Here is a 17,830-nt window from a genome sequence, read left to right as displayed (position 1 = left end):
TGCGATGAAACTCGACGCCAACGTCATCGGCGCGGCCGCGCTGGAGCTGCTGGACGAGACCGGGCTCGACGGGCTGACCATGCGCAAGGTGGCGTCGGCGCTGAACGTGCAGGCGCCGGCGCTGTACTGGCATGTCAAGAACAAGCAGGAACTGCTCGATGTGATGGCGCGCGCGGTCTTCACCGCCGCGGTCGACCGCGTGGAGGGGCCGCGCCGGGGCGAGAGCTGGCAGGACTGGATCGCCGAACTGGCCGGGCGGCTGCGGCGTTCGATGCTGCGCCACCGCGATGGCGGCAGACTGCTCGCCGGTACCTACGTCAGCGACGAATCGATGTGGCGCACAATGGAATTGACGCTACGCACACTGGAGGACGCGGGCTTCTCCGCCGATCAGGCCGGGTGGGTCTTCCCGATCGTCCTGCATTACACGGTCGGCTTCGTGATCGAGGAGCAGGCGCGTACGGGCGCGGACTACGGTGCCGACAATCCCTACGCCCACCTCGACCGGGCGGTGGACCCCGATCGCTATCCGCGTACGGCCCACCTGGTCACCACGCTGTCCTCGATCGATCCGAACGACGAATTCGAGCACGGCGTCCGCGTGATCCTCACCGGAATCCGGACGCTCGCGAACATCGAGTGATGAGTCGCGGGCGTGCGGCACATCTGCGGCGCCGACGCACGCCCTGGCGGCGAGCGGGCGTCGGCGCGCGCAGCGTAACGGCCGGACCGTTACGGCACAACAGCTTTCGCTGTCAGGACACGACCGGCAGATAGACCTTTCCACCGGCCTCGGCGAATTCGGCCGACTTCTCGGCCATACCGGCCTCGATCGCCTCCACGTCGGTGAGTCCCTGCTTCTCCGCGTACTCGCGCACATCGGCGGAGATCCGCATCGAGCAGAACTTCGGGCCGCACATCGAGCAGAAGTGAGCGGTCTTGGCGGGTTCGGCGGGCAGCGTTTCGTCGTGGTACTCCCGCGCGGTGTCGGGGTCCAGCGAGAGCGCGAACTGGTCGTGCCAGCGGAATTCGAAGCGCGCCTTGGACAATGCGTCGTCGCGTTCCTGCGCCCGCGGATGCCCCTTGGCGAGATCGGCGGAATGCGCGGCGATCTTGTAGGTGATCACGCCGGTCTTCACATCGTCGCGGTTGGGCAGCCCCAGATGTTCCTTCGGGGTGACGTAGCAGAGCATCGCGGTGCCGGCCTGGGCGATGATCGCCGCGCCGATCGCCGAGGTGATGTGGTCGTAGGCCGGTGCGATGTCGGTGGCGAGCGGGCCCAGGGTGTAGAACGGCGCCTCCTCGCACAGCTCCTCCTCGAGCCGCACGTTCTCCACGATCTTGTGCATCGGGACGTGGCCCGGGCCCTCGATCATCACCTGCACGCCATGGGATTTCGCGATCTTGGTCAGCTCGCCGAGGGTGCGCAGTTCGGCGAACTGCGCCTCGTCGTTGGCATCCGCGATGGAACCGGGCCGCAGTCCGTCGCCGAGCGAGAAGGTGATGTCGTATTTCGCGAGGATCTCGCACAGCTCCGCGAAGTTCGTGTACAGGAACGATTCCTGGTGGTGGGCCAGACACCACGCCGCCATGATCGAACCGCCGCGCGAGACGATGCCGGTGACGCGCTTGGCGGTCAGCGGTACGTACCGCAGCAGCACCCCGGCGTGCACGGTCATGTAGTCCACGCCCTGCTCGGCCTGCTCGATCACGGTGTCGCGATAGATTTCCCAGGTCAGCTCGGTCGGATCGCCGTTCACCTTCTCCAGCGCCTGATAGATCGGCACGGTGCCGACCGGTACCGGCGAATTCCGCAGGATCCACTCGCGGGTCTCGTGGATGTTCTTACCGGTGGACAGGTCCATGATGGTGTCGGCGCCCCAGCGGGTGGCCCACACCATCTTCTCCACCTCTTCGGCGATCGAGGAGGTGACCGCGGAGTTGCCGATGTTGGCGTTGATCTTCACCGCGAACTTCTTGCCGATGATCATCGGCTCGCATTCGGGATGGTTGTGGTTGGCGGGGATCACGGCCCGGCCGGCGGCCACCTCGTCGCGAACCAATTCCGGCGAAACACCTTCGCGCGCAGCGATATACCGCATCTCGGCGGTGATCGCGCCGGCTCTGGCCCAGGCCAGCTGAGTGCGCGGGCCCGGCACGTCCGGTTCGGTCCAGCCGGCGCGGAGCTTCGGAAGTCCGGCCTCCAGGTCGATCGTCGCCGAATCGTCGGTGTACGGCCCGGAGGTGTCGTAGACGTCGAAGTGTTCGCCGTTGGTCAGGTTGATCCGGCGGACCGGGATGCGCAACGTCGTCCCGTCGGCGTCGATCTGCTCGTAGTGCTTTGCGCTGCCCGCAATGGGGCCGGTGGTGACATGGTTCGACGACATGTGAGCTCAATCCTCCCTACGCCGGCATTACCCGGTCAGGTTCGTACGGTCGACGGCCCTCGATCCGCCCGAATGGGCTAGCCGTCCTCTCAGCCCGCTGGTGCGAGCCCCCGTTGGCACGATGTGGTACCCGGCCGAGGGTACCGCGCGACCGTGGGGCGCGTCACTGCCCCCGCGATCGGCCCCTGAATCGGACTCGGTAGTCGAACCGGCCCTGCTACGTCGAATACAGTGCCTCGATTTCCTCGGCGAAGTCGCGCAGGACCACGTTGCGCTTGAGTTTGAGGGACGGGGTGAGATAGCCGTTGGCCTCGGTGAATTCGGTGCGCAGCAGCCTGAACTTCCGGACCGCCTCGGCTCGGGATACGGCCGCGTTGCCGTCGTCGACGGCGGCCTGGATCGCGCTCAGCAGCTCCGGGTCGGAATCGAGGTCTTCGAGGGTGGCCTCGGAGGGTTTGCCGTGCAGCTGCTTCCAGATCGGGAAGTGCTCGCTGTCGACGGTGACCAGACAGGTGACGAAAGGTTTGGCGTCGCCGACGACCACGACTTCGCCGACGATGGCGTGGGCTCGGATGCGGTCTTCGATCACCGCCGGGGCGACGTTCTTGCCGCCGGCCGTCACGATGAGTTCTTTCTTGCGGCCGGTGATGGCCAGGTAGCCCTCGTCGTCGAGTGAGCCGATGTCGCCGGTGGCGAACCAGTCGTCGCGGAAGGTGTTCGCGGTGGCCACGGGGTTGTTCCAGTAGCCGGGGAACATCTGGGGACCTCGCAGCAGGATCTCGCCGTCTTCATCGATGCGAACCGTCGTGCCCGGCACCGGCTGGCCGACGGTTCCGATCTTCGGCCGGTCGTCCGGGTTGAAGGTGGCGATTCCGGAGGTTTCGGTGAGCCCGTAACCCTCCAGCACCGTGAAGCCGACGCCGCGGAAGAAGTGCCCCAGGCGTTCGCCGAGTGGAGCACCGCCGGAGAGGGCGTGCGTGGCCCGGCCACCGAGCGCGGCTCGCAGCTTGCGATACACCAAACGGTCGAACAGTTGATGGCGTAATCGCAGCCCCAGCGGGACGTGGTCGGCATCCAAGGCGCGGCTGTAGGCGATCGCCGTATCCGCGGCGATGTCGAAGATCCGGCCCCGATGCGTCAACTGCGCCTGCGTGCGCGCCGTGTTGAAGACCTTCTCGAACACTCGCGGTACGCCGAGAATCAGCGTCGGCCGGAAGGTGCCCAGCTCGTCGGTGACGTTCTTGACGTCGCCGACATGACCGATCTTGATCGGCACGAGCGCGGCGGCCACCTCGACGATCCGCCCGAACACATGGGCCAGCGGCAGAAACAGCAGGACCGACGACTCGCCCGTGCGGAACAACTGCGGCAGGCGGGCGGTCGCGTTGCTCAGTTCGCCCAGGAAGTTGCCGTGGGTGATCCGGCATCCCTTGGGCCGGCCGGTGGTGCCGGAGGTGTAGACGATGGTCGCGAGAGCGTCCCCGGCGATCGCGGAGCGCCGTTCGTCCAGCGCGGCGTCGGTGACATCGGCGCCGGTTCGCACGAGGGTGGCGACCGCGTCCGCCTCGATCTCCCAGATGTGCGCGAGATCGGGCACCTGTTCCTGCACCTTGCCCACGACGGCCGTGTGCGCGGCGGTTTCCGTGATCACCGCGACGGCTCCGGAATCGGAGAGTATCCATTGCACCTGTTCGGCGGAGGACGTCTCGTATACCGGAACGGTGACGGCCGCGGCGCACCAGAGGGCGAAATCGAGCAGTGTCCACTCGTACCGCGTGCGGGACATGATCGCCACCCGATCGCCCGGCTCGATACCACTGGCGATCAGGCCCTTGGCCGCCGCTCGCACCTCGGCGAGGAATTCGACCGCGGTCAGATCCTCCCATCGGGAGTCGCGTTTTCGAGCGATGACCGCGACGTCGGGATACTTTTCGGCGTTGCGGTGAACAAGGTCGCCGAGGGTGGCGCCGGGCGGAACTTCCTGTAGGGCCGGCAGGCTGTATTCGCGCATAGCTGCTCCTCGTAAGCCACGCTGCCGATGGTGTTCACCGCACCGAACGGGTGGGGATGACGCGTTCCGTGCTGTGACGCCTCTCACATTGTAGTCGCGCTGCACAATTATCGGTTGTGTCCGCCAGGACGGTGACACCCCGCCGATCAGCGGCGAGAGGGCAGGATCCGGCCGCTGACCTCACCCAACGCCATAGGTGAGCCGCCGGGGCCAGGGGCCGTCGCGGTCAGCAGGACCGTATCCCCGTCGGCGAGGAAGGTCCGCTCGGAGCCGCCGACGTCGACGGGCTCGGCGCCGTTGCCGGAGAGTTCGATGAACGATCCGCTCTGATCCCGGCGGGGACCCGAGATGGTGCCGGAGGCGAACAGGTCGCCGGGCCGGGTGCCGGCGCCGTTGGCCGTCAGATGGGCCAGCATCTGCGCCCCCGACCAGTACATCGCGCGATACGGCGGCGCACTCACCGGGACGCCGTTCCAGTGCACGCGCACGTCGATGTCGAATCCCCAATCCTGTTGTCCCCGTAGATAGGGAAGCGGTTCCGGGGTTTGTTCCGGCAGCGCGATCCGGGCGCATTCCAGCGCGGCGAGCGGCGTGATCCACGCCGCCAGCGAGGTGGCGAACGATTTGCCGAGGAACGGGCCGAGCGGCTGTCCCTCCCAGGCCTGTATGTCGCGGGCCGACCAGTCGTTGACCAGCGCCACGCCGAAAACATGATCGGGGAACGCGTCCACCGCGATCGATGTCCCGAGCTCGGAACCGGCGCCGACGACGAAGCCGAGTTCCGCCTCGATGTCCAGCCATGCGGACGGCGCGAATTCCGTTGCGCCCGAGCCGGTCCGGCGCTGTCCGCAGGGCCGGATCACCGGGCTGCCCGAGACCACCACGCTGCCCGCACGCCCGTGATAACCCACCGGCAGGTGTCGCCAATTCGGCAGCAGCGGTTCGCCGTCGGGACGCAGGAACCGCCCGAGCCGGGTGGCGTGGTCGATACTCGCGTAGAAGTCCACATAGTCGCCGATCGCGATCGGGAGCTTCGATCGCACCGACGCGAGCGGATGGATCACCGCCGCGGGCAGTGGCCCGCGCACCGCCTCCCGCAGCCGTTCACGCACCGTGTGCCAACGCCGTGGCCCCTGGGCCAGGAAAGCGTTCAGATCGGGTCGCGCGAACGTCGAATCATCCAGCAACACACAAAGATCCACGACATCCGAGCCGATCCGGGCGCCGACTCGGAAATCGCCGCCGGGCGGCGCGAACACCCCGTAGGGCAGGTTGTCCGGCCCGAACGGGGCATCGTCGGACACCTCCAGCCGGACCGTGGCGTTCACGCCCGCTCCGAACTCGGCCCGCGGCCCGACCAGGTCCACGCGTAATCCGGGTCCTCGCAGGCCAGGGCGCCCTCGCCGAGCCCCAGCGGGCGGAAGGTGTCGACCATCACCGCCAGCTCGTCGAAATAGTCCACGCCGATACTGCGCTCGTAGGCGCCCGGCTGCGGACCGTGTGCATATCCGCCGGGATGCACCGAGACCGATCCCGGTCCGATACCGGAACCGCGCCGCGCCTCGTAGTTTCCGCCGCAGTAGAACAGGATCTCGTCGGAGTCGACGTTGGAGTGGTAGTAGGGCACCGGAATCGACAGCGGGTGGTAGTCGACCTTGCGGGGTACGAAATCGCAGATCACGAAGTTCGTCCCCGCGAAGGCCTGGTGCACCGGTGGCGGCTGATGAATCCGGCCGGTGATCGGCTCGAAATCGGCGATATCGAAGGTGTACGGGTACAGGCAGCCGTCCCAGCCCACCACGTCGAACGGATGATGGGCGTACACCATTCGGGTGCCGAGTATTTCGGCGCCGGGCCGATGTTTCACCAGCACCTCGACCTCGGTGCCGGACTCCTGGAGCGGCTCGGCGGGACCGTGCAGATCCCGCTCGCAGTACGGCGAATTCTCCAGGAACTGGCCGCTTGCGGACAGATACCGCTTCGGTGCGGTGATATGTCCGGTCGCCTCGATGATGTAGCCGCGCAGCGGTTCCGGGCCCTGCGGCCGCCAGCGATGCGTGGTCGCCCGCGGCAGCAGCACGTGATCGCCGGCGTGCACCGGCAGCCGCCCGAAAACGGTATCCACCACGCCCGATCCGGATTCGACGTAGACCAGCTCGTCACCGATCGCGTTGCGGTACAAGGGGGATTCGCGCAGCGCCGCCACATAGGAGATGCGCACGTCGTCGTTGCCGAGGATCAGGCGGCGGCCCGTCACGACGTCGGTCTGCGCGAGTACGGACTCGGGGAACAGTTCGTGCAGCCGCAGGTGCCGGTGCCGCAGCGGATGGTTCGGCACGGTCCGGGGATTCGGCGGCCGCCAGACCGAGGAGTCGACGATCGCCGGCGGCAGGCCGCGGTGATACAGCAGCGACGAGTCGCCGGAGAAGCCTTCCTCGCCCATCAGCTCCTCGTAGAGCAGCTGCCCCCGTTCGTCACGATGCTGGGTGTGCCGCTTCGCCGGTAGGAATCCCAGTTGCCGATAGAACGCCATACCGCTCTCCCGCCGGGTCGCTGGTCGAATGGACGCCGATTTCCATTTTAGCTAGACCGATTGCCGGAGAGTGCGAACTTCGGCCGGCAAAAATACCAGTCGAGCGGCGGTTTCGCGACAGCTCTCAGGCCGAGCGCAGCGCCCGGTAGACCGCCGCGCCCACGAAGGCGCCCAGATCCTGCGGGGTCCACTTGTCGCCCTCGGTCACCAGCGTTCGCACCGCGCCCTCACCGGCCGAAACCCACAACTCGACCAGTGCGGGCAGTTTGCGTTCCGCGTCGACGGTTCCCCACGCCTCCAGCGTGGGCCGCAACCGGCGGGTGCAGCGCTCGACCGCGAAGCTGCGCCCACGTCCGAACGAACTCGCCACCGCCGGATCGGGATTGCCGTGCAGCAGTTTCCAGGTGTCGGGGCGTTTGGAGACCGTCTCCAGCAGGGCGCGGAACCCCTCGACGAAGACCTCTTCGTCGGCCTCCACCCGGCGCGGCGGCAGGGCGTCCATGATGCCGGCCAGCAGCAGCCCCTCCTCACGCTGGATGAGGGCGTTGATGAGTTCGACGCGATCGGCGAAGCAGGCGTAGACCACCGGCCGGGTCACGGTCAGGCGTTCGGCCACGGCGGCGATGGTGACGGCCGCGATCCCCTCGTCCGCCGCGATGCGCAGCGCCGCATCCAGAACCTGCGGGCGGCGGCGTTCGGGGCCGAGATGCTGGGCCCGTTGACGCGGTCGTACCGCGGATTCCGAAGCCATGGCGAACAAGATAGCAGTGGTAGAGGGCGGTTATGCCGGTCGCATCGCACCGGCGGAGGGCAGCCGCGCGGGCGGGTCTCCGCCGATCGGGGATGCCGATCGAGATATCGAATGCGAGCACATTCCGAGCAAATTGCCGCGAGGCGGGGCGCGATTGGGAAAAGTGAATCGCGGATGGACTGGTCCGCCCGCATAAGTTACCCCGAATTCTCTAGTCTCGGCCGGTTACGGTTGCGTAAGTGAACGCGGGTACGGCAACCTCCGACGGAGAACAATCGACGATGGCGAGGAGGCCCTGAGCGTGTCGCACTACAAGGCGAACCTTCGGGATATCGAGTTCAACTTGTTCGAGGTGTTGGGAATCGGTGCGCTGCTGGAGGCCGGCGCGTACGGCGATCTGGATACCGAAACCGCACGCGGAATGCTCACCGAGGTGCAGCGGTTGGCGGAGGGGCCGGTAGCCGAGTCGTTCGTCGACGCCGATCGCAATCCGATCTCGTTCGACGCGGCCGAGCACGAGGTCATAGTGCCGGACCCGCTGCGCAAGACGGTCGCGGCGGTCAACGAGGCCGGCTGGTCCGGACTGGGTATGCCCGAGGACATGGGCGGTGTCGACGCCCCGTCGCCGCTGATCTGGGCCATCCAGGAAATGCTTGTGGCGGCGAACAATTCGGCCAGCTTCTTCAATATGGGCCCGCTCATGCACCAGGTGCTGTACCGCGAGGGCACCGAGGAACAGCGGCGGTGGGCCGAGCACGCCTGGGAAAACCGCTGGGGCGGAACGATGGTCCTCACCGAACCCGACGCCGGATCCGATGTCGGCATGGGCCGCACCAAGGCCGTTTCGCAGCCCGACGGGACCTGGCACATCGAAGGGGTGAAGCGCTTCATCTCCGGTGGTGACGTCGGCGACACCGCCGACAACATCTTCCACCTCACCCTGGCGCGGCCCGAGGGCGCCGGCCCGGGTACCAAGGGCCTGTCGCTGTTCGTGGTGCCGAAGTACCTGTTCGATTCGCAGACAATGGAATTGGGCGAGCGCAACGGCGTGCTGGTGACCAACCTCGAACACAAGATGGGCATCAAGTCCTCGCCGACCTGTGAGCTGACCTACGGTGGCGACAAGCCCGCGATCGGTTACCTGGTCGGCGACGTGCACAACGGCATCGCCCAGATGTTCAAGGTCATCGAGAACGCTCGCATGATGGTCGGCGTGCTGTCGGCGGGAACCCTGTCCACCGGATACCTGAACGCGCTGGAGTACGCGAAGTCTCGCGTGCAGGGCGCCGATCTGACCCAGATGGCCGACAAGACCGCTCCGCGCGTCACCATCACCCACCACCCGGACGTCCGGCGCAGCCTGGCGCTGCAGAAGTCCTATGCCGAGGGCCTGCGGGCGCTGTATCTGTATTGCGCGTCGTATCAGAACGACGATGTGGCACAGGCGAATTTCGGCGCCGACCCCGATACCGCGGCGCGGGTCAACGACCTGCTGCTGCCGATCGTCAAGGGCGTCGCCTCGGAACGGGCGTACGAAACCCTCACCGAGTCGCTGCAGACCTTCGGTGGCTCGGGATATCTGCAGGACTACCCGATCGAGCAGTACATCCGCGACGTGAAGATCGACTCGCTGTACGAGGGTACGACCGCGATCCAGGCGCAGGACTTCTTCTTCCGCAAGATCGTTCGCGACAAGGGCGTGGCGCTCGCCCATGTCGCCGGACTGGTGCAGCAGTTCGTCGAGAGCGAGCCCGACACCCTGAAGGCGGAGAAGACGCTGCTGGGCGCCGCGCTCGCGGATGTGCAGGCGATGGCGACCGCGCTCACCGGCTATCTGGTGGCCGCGGCGCAGACGCCGGAGGAGATCTACAAGGTCGGACTCGGTTCCGTGCGCTTCCTGCACGCCGTGGGCGATCTCGTCATCGGCTGGCGGCTGCTGGCCCAGGCGCAGGTCGCGCAGGCCGCGCTGGCGGGACAGCCGGCGGAGAAGGATCGGCTGTTCTACGCCGGAAAGGTCGGCGTCGCATCGTGGTTCGCCAAGAACCAGCTGCCGCTGCTGGGTGGTGTGCGGGCCGTGGTGGAAAACCTCGATACCGACATCATGCAGCTGGAGGAGGGCGCCTTCTAGGCTCGAAGCCCACACCGCGCACACGGCCGGCCGGGAAATCCCGGCCGGCCGTGGCGTATTCGTGTCCGACTCGCCCGCGTGCGGTACCCGAATGCGGGTACAACTGTCGGCATGGTGTTCCCGATGGCCTTCGGCTGGATCCAGGCATTGCTGGCGGTGCTCTTCGTCGTCGCGATCGCGATGCTGGTCACGGCCGTCCTGCGCGCCCGGAAGGCGGGCTGGCGCAGCCATATCGGGCGCGGCGCGAGTGGGCTGGTGGTGCTGCTGGTGGCGGTCGTCCTGCTGTGGGCGGTGACCCTGCTGCAGACCTACCTCGGGCTGACCGGTGAGGTGAAGGCCGCGCACGTCGTCGCGAAAAGCGTTGCGGGCAAAGACCATACCCTCGATATCGAGCTCACCCTCTACGGCGACGGCCATCACGACGAGACGCATCAGACCTATCGGATCGAGGGTGATCTGTGGGTGCTACAGGCCGATATCGTGGAATTGGAGCCGTGGGTCAACGCGCTCGGATTCCATTCCGGCTACAAGGTGACCCGGCTCTACGGTCAGCGGCTCGACGGTGCCGCGGTGAGTCAGCACCAGACCATGCTCAATGGCGGCGACGGAGACTTCTTCACCGATATGCGCGAGCACAGCTGGTACACCGAACCGTTCATCCGCTCGGCCTACGGCAACGCGGTGATCGCGATGCCCGGCAGTTACGACGTCTACATCTCCCACGACGCCATCAAGACCCGGCAGAGCTGACCTCCGGTCCCGGCCGCTCCGAAAGCGCCGGAGAGTCCGAGAATTCGACCACCACGGGCGCATGATCGCTGGCGCCCTTACCCTTTCGTTCCTCGCGATCGACCCCGGCATCGACGGCGCGGGCGCTCAGCGCGGGTGAGGCGAGGACGAAATCGATGCGCATACCCTCCTTGCGCGGAAAGCGCAGCTGGGTGTAGTCCCAGTAGGTGTAGACACCTGGACCGGGGGCGAACGGGCGCATCACATCGGTGAATCCCGCCGCCACGACGGCGTCGAACGCGGCTCGCTCCGGCGCCGAGGTGTGCGTCTTGTGCGCGAAGAATTCCGGCGACCACACGTCGTCGTCGGTGGGTGCGATATTCCAGTCGCCGCACAGCGCGATCTGCGCCGACGGGTCGGCCCCCAACCAGGCCGCGCCGGAATCACGCAGGGCCGCAAGCCATTCCAGCTTGTAGGTGTAGTGCGGATCGGTCAGTGTGCGCCCGTTGGGTACGTACAAACTCCACACCCGGACGCCACCGCAGGTGGCGCCGATCGCCCGTGCCTCCACCACCGGCGCGCTGATCAGCGAGGCCCCGGCGTCCTTGTCGAATCCGGGCTGGCCGGGGAAGGTGACCTCGACCTCGTCGATGCCCACCCGGGAGGCGATCGCCACCCCGTTCCACTGACTGAAGCCGGTGTGCACGACCTCGTAGCCGGCCTCTTCGAACCGCTCGGCCGGGAACTGGTCGTCGCGGCATTTGGTTTCCTGGATGGCCAGCACATCGATATCGGCGCGGTCCAGCCACGACACGACCCGATCCACTCGGGATCGAATCGAATTCACATTCCAGGTGGCCAACCGCATGAAACGAGGTTAGTCGGCGGGTTCACTCGCGGCGGTGGCGGCCCGCCTCGGGGTCCGGAGCGGCGTAGCGGTAGGTGTGATGGTCGACGAAGCCCATCTCCCGGTACATCGCGAGGGCGGCGTCGTTGTTCACCTCCACCTGGACGTAGGCGTGGGTGGCGCCGCGTTTGTAGCCCCAGTTGATCAGTTCGGCGCAGACGAGGGTGCCCAGGCCGTGGCGGCGGTGGGGTGCGGCGACCGCGAGACAACTCAGGCCGATCCAGTGTCGGCCGTCGGGGGCGGTGGTCAGGGCGCCGCGGCCGATCGCCAGCGGAGTCGGCAGGCCCAGCGCGGCGAAACCGAGTTCACCGTCGCAAACCGCGGTGAGCACGTCGGTATCGGGCAGCGGCGCGGCCACGTCGACGGTGTCCTCCCCGCGGTGCCGGTGCAGTTCCAGCCAGGCCGGGTGCGGCCGCTCGTCGATGCGGACCATCGACGGACCCTGCGGCAGTACGAAAGTGGCGATATCGATGCCGAGCACCCTCGTCTCGCCCCAGGTGCGCCAGCCCGGCGGCACCGGCGCCAGGCGGTCGGGGAGCCGAAGCTGCAGCGGCAGACCGTGTTCGGTGTACCACTCGCCGATGCGTTGCAGCGTGCGCATGTCGAGGGCGGCGTTGCGACCGGATTCGCCCAGTGGCACAGCGGAATTCGCGCGATGGCTGTATCCGTTGCCGGCACTGCACAACCAGCCGTCGAACCAGGCCCGTTCGAGCCCGGGCCAGCCGTCGATCGCCGCCGCTTCCAGCGCGCGGATCTCACCGATCCGGATCGGGCGCGGCCCCAATGCTTTCATCGCCACCACCCGATCGGGTGCGATGGTCACCGTGGTGCCGTCGGCGGTGCGGACCTGCACCGGATCCGGTGCGACGAGTTCGCCGATCACATCCGTGAACTGCTGCGGATAACCCTCGGGCAGGCGGTACCGCACCACCACGCGGCGCCCGAGCGGGATATCGGGACGGTCAGTCGTCATGCCCGAACGGATCCGGCACCTCGCCCGGCACCCAGCTCAGACCCGGTGTGCCCCAGCCGTTGCGCTTGATCGCCTTCTTCGCGGCGCGGGCGTTGCGGCCGATCAGCACATCCACATAGAGGAAGCCGTCGAGGTGGCCGACCTCGTGCTGGAGCATGCGGGCGAAGAAACCCTTGCCCTCGATGGTGACCGGCTCGCCGTGTTCGTCGGTGCCGGTGACCCGCGCCCAGTCGGCGCGGCCGGTGGGGAACTGCTCACCCGGAACGGAGAGGCAGCCCTCCTCGTCGTCGTCGGGATCGGGCATGGTTTCGGGGATCTCGGAGGTTTCCAGCACCGGGTTGATCACCGCGCCGCGCCGCCGCTGCACCGAACCGTCGGGCTGCACGTCGGGGCAGTCGTAGACGAACAGGCGCAGCGATTCACCGACCTGATTGGCGGCCAGCCCGACTCCGTTGGCGGCATCGAGGGTTTCGTACATGTCCGCGATCAGGCCGGCGAGCTCGTCCGGCGACTGCGACACCTGCCGGGTCGGGTTGTGCAGCACCGGATCGCCGACGATGCGGATCGGGAGAATCGCCATGGTGGCACACTTTACGCGGCGCCGCGTGTACGGCCCGACACGCCGTACGACGCCTCGGTGAACGGGTGTGCCGCGTGGTTGAATGACGACGACTGTCGTCCGTTGTTGATTCGGCGAGGGAGCGATATGGACAGCGCAGCGGCCCGGAATCTATCCGCAAGCGAGGACAGCTCCGCGAGCGAAGAGATCGTGGCAGTGGTCGAAGGCGCCTCCGGCGCGGCGGTCGAAGGCGCCCCAGAGGGGGCGGCGGTCGACGGTCTCACCCGTCGCGAACTCGACATCCTCGATTTCGAGCGCAAGTGGTGGAAGTACGCCGGTGCCAAGGAAGAAGCCATCCGGGAGCTGTTCGCCATGTCCGCCACCCGTTACTACCAGGTCCTCAACGCCGTCGTCGACAAGCCCGAGGCGCTGGCCGCCGATCCCATGCTGGTGAAACGGCTGCGCCGGTTGCGGGCCAGCCGGCAGAAATCGCGGGCGGCGCGGCGGCTGGGCTTTCAGGTCTGATCGGCCGATGTCCGATGCGCGCGCACGCTCATCCCTGCGACTAGGGTCGACACCGTGAGCAACCCGAATCCGCCCTCCGGTGGACCGCCGCTGCGAGCACTCGCGATGGTGCTGATCGCGCTGGCCATCGTCTTCGCGGGCCTCGGCGCGATGGCGCTGTCGAACTCGAGTTCCGATTCCGCTGCCGCGGAGACCTCGTCGGACACCGAAACGACGGCCGCGCCGGTCACCACCACCCGCGCCGCCGCCACCACGACGGCGGCCACGACCACCGCGGCGCCGACGAGCACGCTCACCACGACCACCGCGGCGGCGACCAGCACGACGGCCGGTGTGGACAAGACCGTCCCGGTCCGGGTGCTGAACAACAGCACCGTCGCCGGCCTGGCCTCCCGCACCGGGAGCCAGCTCACCGCGGCGGGCTTCGACGTCACCGAGACCGGCAACTATCCCGGCGGTGTGATCGCGAAAACAACTGTCTATTACGGAAATTCCCCGCACGAGCGGGAAACCGCCCAGGCGATCGCGAATGAACTGGGAGTATCGGCCGAGCCGCGTTTCGCCGGAATCGCGGACTCGCCGCCGGGCGTCATCGTCATCGTCACCGGTAACTAGAACCCAACCGAGCCCCACCAGTGCGGTGCATAACGGCTCTGGCAAGATCTTGTCCGGTAAGGAATCTGTTCAACCAGCACTACTCGTAAACTCGGTACTCGTAAAGGAGTTCTCCGATGGCCCCCTCCGCAACCCGTCGCCCCTCCTGGCGGACTGTGACCCCGATGCTGGCGATCGCGGCTTTCGGCCTGGTCGCGTGCAGCAACAGCCAGGAGTCGAGCGACGTCAAGGGGACCACCCCGCCGGTATGGACCGGTAGCGCCGGTCCGGCGGAGAACTCCGGCACCGGCGCCGAGCAGAACCCGCCCTCCGGCGACTCGGTCTCGGTGCAGTTGAAGGACCCCTCCGGCGCGCAGGTCGGCACCGCCACCATCGCCAAGTCCGGCGACAAGCTGCAGATCACCGTCGACGCGCACGGCCTGCAGCCGGGCTTCCACGGCCTGCACATCCACCAGAACGGCAAGTGCGAGCCGAACTCCACCGCCCCGTCCGGCGGCGCGCCGGGCAACTTCCTCTCCGCCGGTGGCCACCTCCAGGTGGGCGAGTCGAACGCCCATCCCTCCAGCGGCGATCTGACCTCGCTCGAGGTCGGTAAGGACGGCACCGCGAAGCTGGTGACCACCACCGACTCCGTGACGCTGGACCAGGTCAAGGGCAAGGCGCTGATGATCCACGCCGGCGCCGACAACTTCGGCAACATCCCGAACCGCTACCTGCAGGCCAACGGTGGCGCGCCCGGACCCGATGCCGAGACTCTGGCAACCGGCGACGCGGGCGGCCGGGTCGCCTGCGGCGTCATCGGGTAAGAGCGGATTCGTCATGGGTGGGGCTGGCTCTCGAACGGTTCCCTGGAACGGCTCGCCCCGCCCGACGCTGGGCGTCGAATGGGAGATCGCGCTCGTCGACAAGCAGACGCGCAATCTCTCCAATACGGCCGCCGCGGTCTTCGATCAGGTCGGTGATCTGCGGGCGCCCAACGGCCCGCCGCATGTCACCAAGGAACTGCTGAAGAATACGGTCGAACTCGTCAGCGGTGTCCACGACACCGTCGGCGAGGTGGTCGACGAGATGCACGCCACGATGGACACCGTGCGCGCGGCCGCCGACCGCGTCGGTGTGGACCTGTTCTGCGCGGGCACCCATCCGTTCGCCCAGTGGTCGACGCAACAGCTGACTCGCTCCGAGCATTACGACGAGCTGATCAGCCGCACCCAGTGGTGGGGCCGCCAGATGCTGATCTGGGGCGTGCACGTGCACGTGGGAGTCTCGCACCCGGAGAAGGTCTTTCCGATTCTCAACACGCTGCTGCTCTCGTATCCGCATCTGCTGGCGCTGTCGGCGTCCTCACCGATGTGGGCCGGCATCGATACCGGGTACGCGAGCAATCGCGCGCTGATGTTCCAGCAGCTGCCGACCGCCGGCTTGCCGTTCCAGTTCGAGAACTGGTCGCAGTTCGAGTCTTTCGTGCACGACCAGATGAAAACCGGTGTGTTCGAACAACTCGGCGGGATGCACTGGGATATCCGCCCCGCGCCGAAATGGGGGACCATCGAGGTTCGCGTCTGCGACGGCATCCCCAGTCGCTTCGAACTTTCCGCGCTCGTCGCCCTGATCCACTGCCTGATCGTGGATCTGGATCGCAGGGTGGAGGCGGGGGAGACCATGCCCACCCTGCCGCCGTGGCATGTGCAGGAGAACAAGTGGCGCGCAGCGCGGTACGGCCTGGACGCGATCATCATCACCGACTCCGACAGCAACGAGCGGCTGGTCACCGACGATCTGATGGATCTGCTGGATCGGTTGCAGCCCACCGCGAAACTGCTGCAGTGCGAGAACGAGCTCGCGCGGGTGCCCGATATCGTCGAACGCGGGGCGTCGTATCAGCGGCAGCGACGAGTGGCGGCGGCCGCGCAGGGCGATCTGGTCGCGGTGGTGGACGCGCTGGTCAAGGAATTGAATAGCTGAGTCAGCGGTCCTCCGGCGCGGCCGGGGTGATGGCGGTGCCGGCCAGCAGCAGGGCGGCGATCAATTCGGTGAGATGGGTACGGGTGGCGCGGAATTCGCCACGAATCCACGCCGCTACCAGTTCCAGCGTGCCGCTGACGACGGCGTAGGCGGTCATATCCAGGTCGAGCGGGGCGGCGGCCGGGTCGGGCGGGCGTAGTTCCCGCACCACCGCGGCCATGGCGGCCGCGATATCGCGCTGAGTGCTGAGCCGGCCGCTCTGCAATGCGGCATCGGAATGGGATGCCAGCACCAGCGCTTGGCGTCGCGGGTCCGCGGCGAGGAATCCGAGCGCGGCGTCGGCGGCGGCACGGACCTGTTCGTGCAGATCCGGTCCCGCGGCCAGCGTGGCCGAGATCACGGCCGCGATGCCGTCGGCGGTGAGCTGCCCGGCCAGGGCCTGGACCAGGACGTCGCGATCGGCGAAATGTTCGTAGAAGTACCGGTCGTTCAGGCGGGCACGGGCGCAGACCGCGCGCTTGGTCACCGCATTCGCGCCGCCCTCTGCGAGCAGGTCCAATGCCGCGTCGAGCAGGGCGGTGCGCCGCCGTTCCCGGCGTTCGGCCGCGCTGATCCCGCCGTAGGCGCGCACGGCGCGACCTCGGGACTCCGCATCCGCATTCATGATCTTGACCACCGCCCTCTTTTGGTGCACTCTGACACCAGAACCATTTGTGGTGCCGCGTGGCACCACACTAATCGGAACAAGGGAGTTCTGTGATGTCCTGCCCCGTGTCTCATGAGGCGCCGACGCGGGAGCCGGCGCGCTCGGCCGGTGATGCCGCGACGACTCGCGCACACGCCGATGCATCGGCGGCCGCGGTGCGGCGGTTCGAGCGGGTGGCCGGGTCGGTTTTCCTCGGACTCTTCGGTGTCGGCCTGTACGACCAGACCATGCTGCCCGCCGTCTCGGCCGCGCTGGAGGTCACCGGCCGGGTTCGCGACGAGCCGTGGGGGCGGGCGCGGCGTACCGCGGCGGCCGATCAGATCCTGTACCAGGCGGAGGAGGCCGACCGGCTGGCCGAGGCCGACCGGCTCTTGCGACTGCATCGCGATGTGAAGGGAGTCGGCGCCGACGGCGTGCGGTATTCGGCGCTGGCGCCGGAATCGTGGAACTGGATCCTCTACTCCGCCTTCTTCGTTCAGTACCACGCGTATCGGACGGTCACCGGCGATCGGCCGACGGCCGCCGACGACCAGGCGATCTGGGACGCCTTCCGGGCGAGCACCGCGCCGCTGCACCTTCCCGGCCGGTCTGTGCCGATCGCCGACTACCGCGAGATGGTCGAGCACTACAACCGCGTGGTCGCCGAGCAATTGCGGCGCACTCCCACGCTGACCGCGGCCACCGGCGCGATCGACGCGGCGCCGCGGCCGGACTTCCTGCCGCCGCTCGCCGAGCCGCTGTGGCGGATGGTCGCGCCGTTCATCCGGCACGTGATCATCGTGCTGGGTTGCGGGATCATGCATCCCCAGGTGCGCGAGCTCATGCCGTACCCGTGGACTCCGCGGCAGGAGCGCGAATTCCGCGCCCTCGCAACGGTACTGCGCCTGGCCTACCACGCGCTGCCGGCCGCGGTCACCGATACCGCCTTGGCGCGCAACCGGCGCCGCTATCGCAAGCTGGTCTCGAAATACAAAGGGATGGGGCTGAATTCGTTCGCTCCCGACCTGGTATCCGCCCGACGCTGACCAACCAGTGGCCTCG

General features: G+C 67.6%; 17 protein-coding genes. 8 read left to right on the top strand and 9 right to left on the bottom strand.

The window, feature by feature from the left end; translation table 11 throughout:
- The first annotated feature begins 4 nt into the window (after positions 1-4).
- A complete protein-coding gene (locus NN2_RS18560; RefSeq protein WP_063015238.1) occupies positions 5-643 on the top strand; it encodes a TetR/AcrR family transcriptional regulator C-terminal domain-containing protein in 639 nt (212 codons plus the stop codon).
- A gap of 112 nt (positions 644-755) precedes the next feature.
- Here NN2_RS18560 and thiC read toward each other — a convergent pair whose 3' ends face one another.
- The 5 genes from thiC to NN2_RS18535 all read right to left on the bottom strand — a co-directional run bounded on the left by thiC (position 756) and on the right by NN2_RS18535 (position 7,682).
- On the bottom strand, positions 756-2,387 hold the full coding sequence (thiC, locus tag NN2_RS18555) for a phosphomethylpyrimidine synthase ThiC (RefSeq protein WP_030516597.1): 1,632 nt from the start codon (positions 2,385-2,387) through the stop codon (positions 756-758).
- A 217-nt stretch (positions 2,388-2,604) separates the two neighbouring features.
- Positions 2,605-4,398 (bottom strand): AMP-dependent synthetase/ligase, encoded by a 1,794-nt coding sequence (locus tag NN2_RS18550; RefSeq protein ID WP_063015237.1) that lies wholly within the window; start codon positions 4,396-4,398, stop codon positions 2,605-2,607.
- A gap of 146 nt (positions 4,399-4,544) precedes the next feature.
- Positions 4,545-5,726 (bottom strand): fumarylacetoacetate hydrolase family protein, encoded by a 1,182-nt coding sequence (locus NN2_RS18545; RefSeq protein ID WP_245658758.1) that lies wholly within the window; start codon positions 5,724-5,726, stop codon positions 4,545-4,547.
- Positions 5,723-6,931 carry a homogentisate 1,2-dioxygenase gene (locus NN2_RS18540; RefSeq protein WP_063015236.1) on the bottom strand — a complete coding sequence of 403 codons (1,209 nt, stop codon included), beginning with the start codon at positions 6,929-6,931 and terminating at the stop codon, positions 5,723-5,725. Before NN2_RS18540 ends, NN2_RS18545 begins: the two co-directional genes overlap by 4 nt.
- Before the next feature lie 124 nt (positions 6,932-7,055).
- The gene (locus NN2_RS18535) at positions 7,056-7,682 is read right to left on the bottom strand and encodes a TetR/AcrR family transcriptional regulator (protein ID WP_030516593.1); all 627 of its coding nucleotides are present in this window, start codon (positions 7,680-7,682) and stop codon (positions 7,056-7,058) included.
- A 301-nt stretch (positions 7,683-7,983) separates the two neighbouring features.
- Between NN2_RS18535 and NN2_RS18530 the strand changes: the two genes are divergently transcribed.
- Together NN2_RS18530 and NN2_RS18525 are read left to right on the top strand one after the other, a co-directional pair.
- Positions 7,984-9,810 (top strand): acyl-CoA dehydrogenase, encoded by a 1,827-nt coding sequence (locus NN2_RS18530; RefSeq protein WP_063015235.1) that lies wholly within the window; start codon positions 7,984-7,986, stop codon positions 9,808-9,810.
- A 111-nt stretch (positions 9,811-9,921) separates the two neighbouring features.
- On the top strand, positions 9,922-10,560 hold the full coding sequence (locus NN2_RS18525) for a hypothetical protein (protein ID WP_063015234.1): 639 nt from the start codon (positions 9,922-9,924) through the stop codon (positions 10,558-10,560).
- On the opposite strand, the gene NN2_RS18520 is transcribed toward NN2_RS18525, so the two are convergent.
- From NN2_RS18520 to NN2_RS18510, 3 genes are read right to left on the bottom strand one after another with little or no spacing between them, the layout of a single operon-like run.
- A complete protein-coding gene (locus NN2_RS18520; protein ID WP_063015233.1) occupies positions 10,541-11,407 on the bottom strand; it encodes an exodeoxyribonuclease III in 867 nt (288 codons plus the stop codon). The genes NN2_RS18525 and NN2_RS18520 overlap by 20 nt on opposite strands.
- Before the next feature lie 22 nt (positions 11,408-11,429).
- Positions 11,430-12,419 (bottom strand): N-acetylglutamate synthase, CG3035 family, encoded by a 990-nt coding sequence (locus NN2_RS18515; RefSeq protein ID WP_063015232.1) that lies wholly within the window; start codon positions 12,417-12,419, stop codon positions 11,430-11,432.
- On the bottom strand, positions 12,409-12,999 hold the full coding sequence (locus NN2_RS18510) for a peptide deformylase (protein WP_063015231.1): 591 nt from the start codon (positions 12,997-12,999) through the stop codon (positions 12,409-12,411). Before NN2_RS18510 ends, NN2_RS18515 begins: the two co-directional genes overlap by 11 nt.
- A 126-nt stretch (positions 13,000-13,125) precedes the next feature.
- Here NN2_RS18510 and napA point away from each other — a divergent pair, with 126 nt between their 5' ends.
- The 4 genes from napA (at position 13,126) to NN2_RS18490 (ending at position 16,083) form a co-directional block, all read left to right on the top strand.
- Entirely contained in the window at positions 13,126-13,503 is a 378-nt protein-coding gene (gene napA, locus NN2_RS18505; RefSeq protein ID WP_063015230.1) for a nucleoid-associated protein NapA, read from the top strand.
- Positions 13,504-13,557: 54 nt separating this feature from the next.
- Entirely contained in the window at positions 13,558-14,118 is a 561-nt protein-coding gene (locus NN2_RS18500) for a LytR C-terminal domain-containing protein (RefSeq protein WP_063015229.1), read from the top strand.
- 116 nt (positions 14,119-14,234) lie between these two features.
- Positions 14,235-14,924: a superoxide dismutase[Cu-Zn] gene (gene sodC / locus NN2_RS18495; protein ID WP_030516585.1), complete on the top strand. Its 690-nt coding sequence runs from the start codon at positions 14,235-14,237 to the stop codon at positions 14,922-14,924.
- Between the two features lie 13 nt (positions 14,925-14,937).
- Positions 14,938-16,083, top strand: a complete 1,146-nt coding sequence (locus NN2_RS18490; RefSeq protein ID WP_030516584.1) for a glutamate--cysteine ligase — start codon at positions 14,938-14,940, stop codon at positions 16,081-16,083.
- Position 16,084: 1 nt separating this feature from the next.
- On the opposite strand, the gene NN2_RS18485 is transcribed toward NN2_RS18490, so the two are convergent.
- Positions 16,085-16,777: a TetR/AcrR family transcriptional regulator gene (locus NN2_RS18485; protein ID WP_146101055.1), complete on the bottom strand. Its 693-nt coding sequence runs from the start codon at positions 16,775-16,777 to the stop codon at positions 16,085-16,087.
- A 65-nt stretch (positions 16,778-16,842) separates the two neighbouring features.
- Here NN2_RS18485 and NN2_RS18480 point away from each other — a divergent pair, with 65 nt between their 5' ends.
- Positions 16,843-17,814 carry an oxygenase MpaB family protein gene (locus NN2_RS18480; protein ID WP_082857078.1) on the top strand — a complete coding sequence of 324 codons (972 nt, stop codon included), beginning with the start codon at positions 16,843-16,845 and terminating at the stop codon, positions 17,812-17,814.
- Positions 17,815-17,830 lie beyond the last annotated feature (16 nt).

Origin of the sequence: Nocardia nova NBRC 15556 (assembly GCF_001613005.1) — a bacterium.
Lineage (GTDB): Bacteria > Actinomycetota > Actinomycetes > Mycobacteriales > Mycobacteriaceae > Nocardia > Nocardia nova.
This window is presented reverse-complemented; position numbering and strand designations above follow the sequence as displayed.